This is a genomic window from Nonomuraea sp. NPDC048882, from assembly GCF_040649755.1.
GTDB classification, from domain to species: Bacteria; Actinomycetota; Actinomycetes; order Streptosporangiales; family Streptosporangiaceae; genus Nonomuraea; species Nonomuraea maheshkhaliensis.
This window is the reverse complement of record NZ_JBEZGB010000013.1, coordinates 23,217-33,294: the sequence shown is the minus strand read 5'-3', so window position 1 is coordinate 33,294 and position 10,078 is coordinate 23,217. Positions and strand designations below refer to the sequence as shown.

At 69.7% G+C, this 10,078-nt stretch carries 11 protein-coding genes; 8 read left to right on the top strand and 3 right to left on the bottom strand.

Translation table 11 applies throughout. The annotated features are described in order from the left end of the window. Nucleotides 1–129 precede the first annotated feature (129 nt). Complete coding sequence (nudC, locus tag AB0C27_RS37920; protein WP_357854599.1) at nt 130–1,101, top strand: NAD(+) diphosphatase; 972 nt, start codon at nt 130–132, stop codon at nt 1,099–1,101. 6 nt (nt 1,102–1,107) lie between these two features. Here nudC and AB0C27_RS37915 read toward each other — a convergent pair whose 3' ends face one another. Both AB0C27_RS37915 and AB0C27_RS37910 read right to left on the bottom strand, forming a co-directional pair. After that, nucleotides 1,108–1,356 (bottom strand): mycoredoxin, encoded by a 249-nt coding sequence (locus tag AB0C27_RS37915; protein ID WP_106240949.1) that lies wholly within the window; start codon nt 1,354–1,356, stop codon nt 1,108–1,110. A 75-nt stretch (nt 1,357–1,431) separates the two neighbouring features. After that, entirely contained in the window at nt 1,432–2,304 is an 873-nt protein-coding gene (locus AB0C27_RS37910) for an alpha/beta hydrolase (RefSeq protein ID WP_357854596.1), read from the bottom strand. 189 nt (nt 2,305–2,493) lie between these two features. Here AB0C27_RS37910 and AB0C27_RS37905 point away from each other — a divergent pair, with 189 nt between their 5' ends. The 6 genes from AB0C27_RS37905 to AB0C27_RS37880 all read left to right on the top strand — a co-directional run bounded on the left by AB0C27_RS37905 (nt 2,494) and on the right by AB0C27_RS37880 (nt 8,338). Next, entirely contained in the window at nt 2,494–4,536 is a 2,043-nt protein-coding gene (locus AB0C27_RS37905) for an ATP-dependent DNA helicase UvrD2 (RefSeq protein ID WP_357854594.1), read from the top strand. A 183-nt stretch (nt 4,537–4,719) separates the two neighbouring features. Further along, nucleotides 4,720–5,589, top strand: coding sequence for an acyl-CoA thioesterase II (locus AB0C27_RS37900; RefSeq protein WP_357854591.1), 870 nt, complete (start codon nt 4,720–4,722; stop codon nt 5,587–5,589). Between the two features lie 115 nt (nt 5,590–5,704). Continuing rightward, nucleotides 5,705–5,971: a hypothetical protein gene (locus AB0C27_RS37895; protein ID WP_357854588.1), complete on the top strand. Its 267-nt coding sequence runs from the start codon at nt 5,705–5,707 to the stop codon at nt 5,969–5,971. Nucleotides 5,972–6,099: 128 nt separating this feature from the next. Continuing rightward, nucleotides 6,100–6,369, top strand: coding sequence for a WhiB family transcriptional regulator (locus tag AB0C27_RS37890; RefSeq protein WP_106240958.1), 270 nt, complete (start codon nt 6,100–6,102; stop codon nt 6,367–6,369). A 74-nt stretch (nt 6,370–6,443) separates the two neighbouring features. Continuing rightward, on the top strand, nt 6,444–6,608 hold the full coding sequence (locus AB0C27_RS37885) for a hypothetical protein (protein ID WP_346111393.1): 165 nt from the start codon (nt 6,444–6,446) through the stop codon (nt 6,606–6,608). A 125-nt stretch (nt 6,609–6,733) separates the two neighbouring features. Further along, on the top strand, nt 6,734–8,338 hold the full coding sequence (locus AB0C27_RS37880; RefSeq protein WP_357854584.1) for a hypothetical protein: 1,605 nt from the start codon (nt 6,734–6,736) through the stop codon (nt 8,336–8,338). Between the two features lie 416 nt (nt 8,339–8,754). Here the strand turns inward: AB0C27_RS37880 and AB0C27_RS37875 are convergent, their stop codons facing one another. Then, the gene (locus AB0C27_RS37875) at nt 8,755–9,357 is read right to left on the bottom strand and encodes a hypothetical protein (protein WP_357854581.1); all 603 of its coding nucleotides are present in this window, start codon (nt 9,355–9,357) and stop codon (nt 8,755–8,757) included. Between the two features lie 87 nt (nt 9,358–9,444). On the opposite strand from AB0C27_RS37875, the gene AB0C27_RS37870 reads away from it, so the two are divergent. Further along, complete coding sequence (locus AB0C27_RS37870) at nt 9,445–10,074, top strand: TetR/AcrR family transcriptional regulator (protein WP_357854578.1); 630 nt, start codon at nt 9,445–9,447, stop codon at nt 10,072–10,074. The last annotated feature ends 4 nt before the right edge of the window (nt 10,075–10,078 follow it).

Below are 10,078 nucleotides of genomic sequence, written 5' to 3'. Positions count from 1 at the left end.
AGGAATCAGGTAAGGCTAACCTAACTCGTCGATCTTAGCCCCAGAGAGATCACCCCGGTGCCCGGATACCGCAATCGCGGGTTAACGGCGAGGTCATAGGATGACATGGGACTCAGGAGGGGGCGGCCAGTGGAGACCGCGGAAGAGCAACTCATCGGGCCACTGCTTCTCGCGCGGGGGACCATCGACCGATCCTCGGCGCTGCGGGCCGACGAGCGGTGGCTGGAGCGCGCGTGGTCCGACCCCGCGACGAGGGTGCTGGTGATCGACAACGGCCATACCCTGGTGCGGCGATCGGGAGACGACGTCCAGGCCGTGCTGTTCACGGCGCAGGACGCGCCCCCTGGGCAGCGTTACCTGCTCGGCGTCGAAGACGGGGTCGCCTACTTCGCGGTCGCCGCGCCGCTGCCCGGCGTGTCCAAGGGCGACGTCAACGGCCGCCTGACCGTGCCGATGAGCCTGCGCGACACCCCCGAGGGCGAGCCGGTGCCGGCCGGGCTGCGCCAGGCCGGCGGCCTGCTCGGCGACCGCGACGCGGGCCTGCTGGTCTACGCCGTGGCGCTGGAGGCGTGGCACTCGACGCACGAGTTCTGCCCGCGCTGCGGCGCACGCACCGAGGTCTCGGCGGGCGGCCACATCCGGGTCTGCCCGAAGGACGCGAGCCAGCACTTCCCGCGCGTCGATCCGGCCGTCATCATGCTGATCCGCGACGCCGACGACCGCTGCCTGCTCGCCCGCGGGCCGCAGTGGCCGGAGGGGCGGCTGTCCATCCTGGCGGGGTTCGTGGAGCCGGGGGAGTCGCTGGAGGCGGCCGTCGTCCGCGAGGTGGCCGAGGAGGTCGGCATCGCCGTGGCCAACCCGCGCTACCTCGGCAGCCAGCCCTGGCCGTTCCCGCGCAGCCTCATGCTCGGCTTCTTCGCCGAGGCCGTCACCACCACGCTCGTGCCCGACAGGGACGAGATCGCGGAGGCGCGCTGGTATTCGCGGCAGGAGCTCACCGCGGCCCTGGAGTCGGGTGAGCTGCGCCTGCCGCCTCCCGTGTCGATAGCCCGCCGCCTGATCGAGACCTGGTACGGCGGCGAGCTCGTCGGCGACTGGTGAGTCCGGTCAGGCTGCTTCGAGCAGCGCCTTGACCTCGCGCGCCGAGGGGTTCGTGCGGACGACCCGGCCCTTCGGCGTCTCGATCACCACGGTCGGCACCACCTGGTTGCCGTTGTTGACGCTCATCACGAACTCCGCGGCCGCGGGGTCGCGCTCGATGTCGATCTCATCGAAACTGATCCCCTCGCGGGCGAGCTGAGACTTGAGCCGCTTGCAGGGGCCGCACCACGTGGTGCTGTAGACCGTGAGCGCCATCTCGGGGAATCCCTCCAAGGTCAGGAAATCAGGCGATCCGTGCAACAACGCCGTGCGCCTGGTTAATCCCGGTTCTTACCCGATGCGTTCGGCGATCCACGCCTGCACCCGCTCGGCCACGCCGGGCTCCCGGTAGAGCGGCGAGCTGTGGTTGATCCCCGGCACCGTGACCACGTTCACCGGCACCCCCACCTGGCCGAGCATCTTCTGCAGCAACTGGCTCTGCACCGGCGGCACGAACTCGTCCTTGGAGTGCACGGTCAGCATCGGCGCGTCCTTGGGGCTGGCGTGCCAGGCCACCTCCATGCTGGCCCAGATCCGCGAGCACTTGCCCTTGGGCGCGCAGCCGCCGGCCACCTTGATGGCGGCGGTGCGCAGCCTGCGCTTGTCGGGGTCGGGGCTCTTGTCGCCGTCGGCGTAGGCCCGCAGCGGCGAGATGATCGGCGACAGCCCGACCACGCCCTTGAGCCCGCTGACGCCGTTGCCGTACGTCCCCACCGCCGCCGCGATGTGCCCGCCCGCGGAGAAGCCGACCAGCACGTAGTTACGCGGATCGAACGACCACCTGGCCGCGTGCTTGCGCGCCACCGCGATGGCGGCCAGCGCGTCCGTGCGCTGCGCGGGCCAGGCCGCGTCACCGGACAGGCGGTAGTTGAGGTTGAAGACGGTGTAGCCCAGCTCGGCGTAGCTGCGGGTGATCTCCCGCATGTACTTCTTGTCGCCGCTGGACCACCAGCCGCCGTGGATGAGGAAGATCCCGGGCCGGTTCTCGCCGTCGGTCGTCCACCACACGTCCATGCTCTGGCGGTGGTGAGATCCGTACTTCACGGTCTCTGCCGCCAGCCCGTCGAACCCGTCGTCGATGATGGAGCTGCTCGCCGTCGGGGCGGGTGTGGGCTCCTTGATCGCGCTCGCGTTGCTCGCGGTCGCGGCGACGGGTGTGAGCACAACGGCTGCGAGCGCGACAGCGCTCACGGAAACCGCAGTTCGCACGGCCTTCCTTTCCCCCATGCAGATGGTCGGCCCCATTGTGGGGGAAGAGACCAGTTCTTCGCATCCGGCAGACTAAGAACATACGTCGGCCCGCATGTTGCCAGAATAAGGTGCCGCACCGCCAGCGGCTGGGAGGATGTACGGGTGAACAACGCGGACGACGTACTGATCGGACTCGATCCCGAGCAGCGCGCGGTCGCCGAGGCCGTGCGCGGACCGGTGTGTGTGCTGGCAGGAGCGGGGACCGGCAAGACCAGAGCGATCACCCACCGCATCGCGTACGCGGTCCGCAGCGGCGTCGTCGACGCGCAGAGCGTGCTGGCTGTGACGTTCACCACTCGCGCGGCGGGCGAGCTGCGCCAGCGGCTGCGCGCGCTCGGCGCGCCCGGCGTCCAGGCCCGCACCTTCCACGCCGCGGCGCTGCGCCAGCTCACCTACTTCTGGCCGCGCGTGATCGGCGGCGACGCGCCCTCGATCATCGAGTCGAAGCTGCCCGTCCTGGCCGAGGCGTGCCGCCAGCAGCGCAGGACCCCCGAACGCTCCGAGCTGCGCGACATCGCCGCCGAGGTCGAGTGGGCCAAGGTCACCCAGGTCGGCCCCGAGGACTACGTGGCGGCCGCGGCCAAGCACCACCGCACGCCGCCGATCCCGGTCGAGGAGCTGGCCCGGCTTTACGAGGCGTACGAGCAGATCAGGCGCGAGCGCCACCTGCTCGACTTCGAGACGATCCTCGAACTGACCGCGGCGGTGATGACCGAGCACCGGGAGGTGGCGGCGCAGATCCGCCAGCAATACCGCTACTTCGTGGTCGACGAGTACCAAGACGTCAACCCGCTGCAGAAGCTCCTGCTCGACACCTGGCTCGGTGGGCGCGACGACGTCTGCGTGGTCGGCGACCCCAACCAGACCATCTACTCCTTCACCGGCGCCAGCCCGCGCTACCTGACCGGGTTCGCGGTCGAACATCCCGACGCGGCCGTCATCAAGCTCGTGCGCGACTACCGCTCGACCCCCCAGGTGGTCGACCTGGCCAACCTGGTCATCGCCAAGGGCAAGTCCCCGCACCGCCTGGAGCTGGTGGCCCAGCGCCCCGACGGGCCGCGGCCGGCGTTCTCCGACTACGACGACGAGCCGGCCGAGGCGGCCGGCGTGGCCCGCGCGATCAGGAAGCTGCTCGACAAGGGCGTGCCCTCGCGCGAGATCGCGGTGCTCTTCCGGGTCAACTCCCAGTCCGAGGCTTACGAGGAGGCCCTGTCCAAGGCCGGCATCCCCTACGTGCTGCGCGGCGCCGAGCGCTTCTTCGAACGCCCCGAGGTGCGTCAGGCGGTCGTGCTGCTGCGCGGCGCCGCCCGCTCCGTGTCGGGCGAGCCGCTGGCCTTGGAGGTCCACCACATCCTGGCCGGCGTCGGCCTGACCCCCTCGCCTCCCGGCGGCGGCAAAGCCAGGGAGAAGTGGGAGTCGCTCAAGGCCCTGGCCGACCTGGCGGAAGACCTGGCCGCCGAGGGGGCCGACCTGCCCGCGTTCGTGGCCGAGCTCGAACGCCGCGCCTCCGAGCAGCACGCGCCGCCCGTCGAGGGCGTCACCCTGGCCTCGCTCCACGCCGCCAAGGGCCTGGAGTGGGACGCCGTCTTCCTCGTCGGCGTCACCGACGGCATGCTGCCCATCATCTACGCCGAATCCCCTGAGCAGATCGAGGAAGAACGCCGTCTCCTCTACGTGGGCGTCACCCGCGCCAGGGAGCACCTGTCGATCTCGTGGGCGCTGGCCCGCGCGCCCGGCGGGCGCAAGAGCCGCCGCCCGTCCCGCTTCCTCGACGGCCTCACGGGCCGCGCCGCGACCCCGCCGCGCGCCGCGCAGGCCCCGCGCGAACGCCGCCAGGTGGCCGCGCCGGTCAGCTGCAGGGTGTGCGCGAAGACGCTGGTGGCCGCCACCGAGCAGAAGCTGGGCCGCTGCTCGACCTGCCCCGCCGACTACGACGAGGCGCTGCTCGAACGGCTCAAGGCGTGGCGCACCACCATGGCCAAGGAGGCGAAGGTGCCCCCTTACGTCATCTTCACCGACGTGACGCTGCAGGCCATCGCCGAACGCGCGCCGGCCACAGAACAGGAGCTGCGGGCGATCCCCGGGGTCGGCAAGGTCAAGATCGACCGTTACGGCGAAGCCGTCCTGTCGCTCTGCCACGCGTAACGCCCCCGACATCGAGACCGGCCATGATGAGGTCGGGACGGGTCGCGTTCGAGTGCTTTCGTACGACACGTCAGACTTGACGGTCGTAAGACACGTCAGACTGGCTTCGTCCGGCGTTTCGGATTTGGCCGCGTCCTGCGGCACATATGCCAGGACCGGAGAAGAGCACGAGGGGACCGACACGTGAACGAGGCGCTCAAGGAGCTGCTCGACCTGCTCGACCTTGAGCAGATCGAGCTCGACATCTTCCGCGGCAGGAGCCCGGAAGAGCGCATCCAGCGCGTCTTCGGCGGCCAGGTGGCGGCGCAGGCCCTGGTGGCGGCCGGCCGTACGGTGCCCAAGGACCGCCACGTCCACTCCCTGCACGCCTACTTCATCCGGCCGGGCGACCCGTCCGTCCCGATCGTCTACAACGTCGACCGCCTGCGCGACGGACGCTCGTTCACCACCCGCCGCATCGTGGCCGTCCAGCACGGCAAGGCGATCTTCACGATGTCCGCGTCGTTCCACATCGTCGAGGAGGGCGTGGCCCACCAGGCGTCGGTGATGCCCCAGGTGCCCGACCCCGAGACGCTGCCGACGTTCCAGGACAAGATGTACGAGCTCGTCGGCGACCACCCGGAGCTGCGCGACTGGCTCTCGCGGCCCAGGCCGGTCGACTCCCGTCACGCCTCGCCGCTCACCTGGGAGGCGTACCAGAACCCGGAGCTGCGCAGCTCCCGTACCAACGTGTGGTTCCGCTACCACGCCGAGCTGCCCGACGACCCGCTCCTGCACGTGGTGCTGGCCGCGTACGCCTCCGACTTCACCTTGGTCGACACGATCCTGCTGGCGCACGGCATGGCGTGGGGCGCCTCCGACATCGTCGGCGCCTCGCTGGACCACGCGATGTGGTTCCACCACCCCTTCAGGGCCGACGACTGGCTGCTCTATGCTCAGGAGTCGCCGTGGTCCGCGGGGGCCCGGGGGCTGGCGCGGGGCGAGATGTTCACCGCGTCGGGTGAGCTCGTGGTCTCCGTGGTTCAAGAGGCCATGATTCGCCTCGCGAAGTGACACGAAATCGCAGGTAGAAAATATGTTGCCCCTTCCCGGCTTCCCGGTTTAGGGTCATGGTCAAGCGAGTCGGACAGTCCTGTTCCGACGATCCCGAGAGTGGAGGTGGGTCACTGTGATCAGCATCAAGATGCCAGTCACGCCGTGGCTCGCCTTCGCATGCCGTGACTCGGTGAGTCTGGCCGATGGCCCCGCCAAGCCGCGGCAGGAGAAGTCTGCCCGTAGCCAGGCCGCCGCCTTTTACGCGCACGCCTATGCCGGTGTCGCCGCCGAGCAAGGTGCTCCTGTCTACAGCGCACGTATCGAACTGCCGGCCAACCAGCTCACCAAGGGTGGACTGCGCGGTCCGCATCCCTGGAGGGATGCTCCGGTCATAACCTGACCGGCAGCAAAAGCCTCCAGGCCGCGGATCCGCAGACAGGATCCGCGGCCTTCTTGTTTGTCCGTGATCCCCGACCACCCACGAGGTGCCCGAACAAGATCAAAAAGATCGATCAAAGGAGAAAGCAGATGGGGGCGAAGACGATCATGGACCTGATCGACGAAGCCAAAATCCCCTGTCGTACCGACCCTGACCTGTGGTTCGCCGAGTCGCCGGAGGACGTCGAGTTCGCCAAGGCACTCTGCGGCGGCTGCCCGATCCAGGAGGCCTGCCTGGCCCGCGCGCTCGAGCGCGAGGAGCCTTGGGGCGTCTGGGGCGGCGAACTGGTCCTCAGGGGAACCATCGTTCCCCGCAAGCGTCCGCGCGGGCGTCCCCGCAAGCACCCGGTCGCTGCCTGACCACCACGCACCAACGCACGACACACAGAAAGCGAACTGAACCGATGAACGCACGACCGTCGAGGAGCCTCACCGTGCCGGATCTTATTCATGACCTGGTAAACGACCGAATACAAACCCTCCACCGCGAAGCGGCCGAACAGCGCCTCATCTTGCGCGTCAGCCGCGTGCAGCGGGCGCGGCGCGAGGTCAAGCGGGCGAACGACCGCCTCCGCAAGGCCCTGAGCCGCCAGATCTGATCGAGGAGATCCTGCCGCCGGCGTAGGATCTCCCGCACAGATCGCTCATGAGAGAGCCGGGCGCAACCAGCGCCCGGCTCTTTCTCTGTCCGATGGGGAACGGTTCCCAGCGGGAGGAACACTTCGTGAACAAGCCGCACCAGATCGAGTTCCGGACCGATCCCCGGCAGGGGCCCGGCGCCCTCATGGAGATCGTCATCGACGACGTACCCCTGCTCGACCTGGTCCGAGAAGCCGAACTCCCCTTCGCCCGCGAGGAGCAACTCGAACGCCAGGCGGACTTCGCCCCCGAACCGGCCCCACTGCTGGCCGGCGACTACCAGGGCTTCCCCCGCGACCGCTTCGGCTGGCCGAGCCGCCACTACCTGGGCGAGCGGGAGCAGACGGCCTGCAACCAGGAGGACGACGAGACCATGCTGCTCGGGTGCCCGTGCGGCATCGCGGACTGCTGGGCCCTGCTGGCCAGGATCGAGATCGACGGCGTGGTGGTGCGCTGGTCGGGCTTCCGCAACAACCACCGCGACTGGGACCTGACCGGTCGCCTCGGCCCGTTCGTCTTCTCCCGCCGCCAGTACGAACACGCCCTCCACACCACCGCCCCATCCCGTCACCAGCACCCGGCCCCCACTCCGCCACTCCTCACCGGCCTGCGCCTGGTCCCCGTAGTGGACACCCTCTCCGGCCTCCTCGACCACCTCCCTCCCCAAGCCCCACCCGCGCCTACGGTCCTTCTGGATTCGGCCGACCACGCCTCACCCGCGCCCACGGCCTCGTCGGATTCGGCCGGGCACGCCCCACTCGCACACGCCGCCCGCTCGAGTTTCGGGGAGTACGTCCCGCCCCCGGACCACTCCGAGGACAGTGCGTCCTCGGTTCACCTGAGCGAGGATGCCCTACCCTCGGACCACCTGTCCCAGGACGCTTCGCCTTCGACGGGGGAGCCTCTGCTCCGGGACAGCCCGGCTACCGACGAAGATCTCCGCAACGCGTACTGGACCGCCAAGGTGATCGCGGCCGGCTTTCCGGCTCCTATCCCAGGCCACCGCCCCGAATCCTTGATCCGCCTGTCGGACTTCTTCGCCGAAGGCCCACTGATGACCCTGCTCCGGGCCGCCCTGCGGCGAGACTTCGCCGAGTCCGAGTCCGAGTCCGAGTCCGAGTCCGAGTCCGAGTCCGACACCGACACGTCACTTCGACCCCCTGGTAGCGCCGGCAACGTCGGCAACCCACGAGAAGTCGCACTTCCCTCACCACCGGACTGCGCCACTGATGAGCTGTCCGATGTGCGACGACACCTCGCTCACGACGCCGACGCCGCCATCGATCGCATCAGCCCCCTGCCAGGCGGATACCTGCTACTAGGGGAAGACGGCACGATCGTGTCCCCAGGCTGCTGCAGCGACCTGACCGATGTCATGAACTGGGGCAACGCCGCCTGCCACACCGACACCTCGCCGTGCATGGTGTGGGTCGGACACCCCTGGGTGCACGCCGCCGCAGACGGAGACACCCTGCTCCTGACCGGACCAACCGAAGGCGACCCCGGCCCTGAACTGGGCTGGCTCCCCAGACGCGAACTGGCCCAGGCCGCAGAGGTCGCCGCAGCGGAGGTCCGCTACTTCGCCCGATGCCTCGAAGCCGCCTGCACCCGCCTCCTCGGCGAGGACCACGCCACCGCCGTATGCAACGCCCTCCTCGGCGACGCCTGGCTACGCACCGGCACCACCTAACTCACCCAAACACACCCGCCCGCCACGACCCCGACCACAGGATCGCCCGACACAGGATCGCCCGACCCTGGGATCGCCCAACCACGCGGCTGCGCGAGCCCACCCAGGGCCCGACTCGCGCGACCCCGGCCATCAGACGTCCCGACACGGGTCGCGCGAGCCTAGACACGGCGAGACTCACGCGGATTCATGATCGAGCACGCAAGCTCACCAGGCCGCCAGCCTCCACAAGGTTTGCCGGTACCGGGCTCGCCCGGCCGCCTTGGGCCCCCTGGCGGCATGAGCCCTGCGGCGGCATCGGGCCTGCCCGCGTCAGCCCCAAAAGGTCGTCAGCCCCAGGACCGCCAGCCCCATCAGGCCCGCCAGCGGCGTGAGGCCCGGCCGCCGGTATGAAGGCCGGGCCCGCCGCCGGAAGCTCAGCCCGTAGGGCGAACCGGACGCCGCGCGGACACCACGACCTCCCCATCCACCCTCTTCGCCGACCAGAGCCGCGCAGCCATCCACGCGACCCCGATCCCCGCGATCACCAGCCCCCCGAGATACACCGGCAGCGGCACCACACTCCGCAGCGCCCCGGGCACCATGCCCCCGGCGTACAGCAGCACCGCCATCACCGGCATCATCCCGCTCCTGACCGCCGCCGCGCTGAAGGTCAGCACCCCCACCAGCAGGACGATCGACGTGACCAGGAACGCCCGCCCGGTCCCCCCGGCGAGCAGCCCGGTCACGGTGCCGCCGCCGAGGTACGGGAAGACGAAGTGCAGCGTGTACTCGATCGCGAACGCCCCGGCCAGCCCCGCCGAGTTGAGCACGTACCCGACGAGCCCGAGGGCGCCGGCCGTACCGCGAATGAGCAGGTAGATGCCGGTGATCGCGAGTAACCCCGCAAGGGCCGCGAACGGTGCGATGGCATGCGTGAGAGCCGTTTCCGGCAGAAGCCCGGCGCGACGGGCGGAGTTGACGACGAGCAGCACGGCGCAGAGGAACCCGGCCGCCGCGGCGGCCCGATGAACGCTCATGTCCCGATTCCCTTCTCGACCTCTCGGTCCTCTTTGGTAGTGATAACGCTTGTTATGATGAGCGTTATCGACCGATATGGTGAGAGGGTGCCGAGAGCCGTAAGCACCTCGAAAGAACTCGGCGCCCTGCGCCAGGACCTGCTCGACGCGGCCATGCGCGTGCTCCGCGAGCAGGGCGCGCTCCACCTGACCCTCCGCCGGGTGGCGGACGCCGCCGGCACTTCGACCATGGGCATCTACACCTGCTTCGGCGGCCGCGCCGGCCTCCTGGAAGCGATCTACGAGTACGGCTTCCGCCTCCTCCACGAGGCGATGACCACCTCCATGGACGGCCACGCGGACCCGCTGGCCCGCATCATGGCGGTGGCGTACGGCTACCGCCGGTTCGCCCGGGCCGACCCGGCCCTGTACGCGCTCATGTTCGAGCGCCCGCTGCCCGACTTCGACCCTTCTCCCGAGCAGCGCCACGACGCCCTGCGCCTGTGCTTCGACCCGCTCACTCTGGCCGCCTCCGCCGCCGCGCAGGAGGGCCTCATCCGATCGACGGACCCGCAACGCGCGGCCTACCTGGTGTGGACCACGATCCACGGCCTCGTCAGCATCGAGCTCACCTGCTCCCTGCGCACCCCGCTCCCCGGCTGGTTCCTGAACTCGGAGCAGGATGGCGAACGTATCCTCACCGCCGGCGTCCAAGCCCTCCTCTCCGGCCTGACCTGAACCC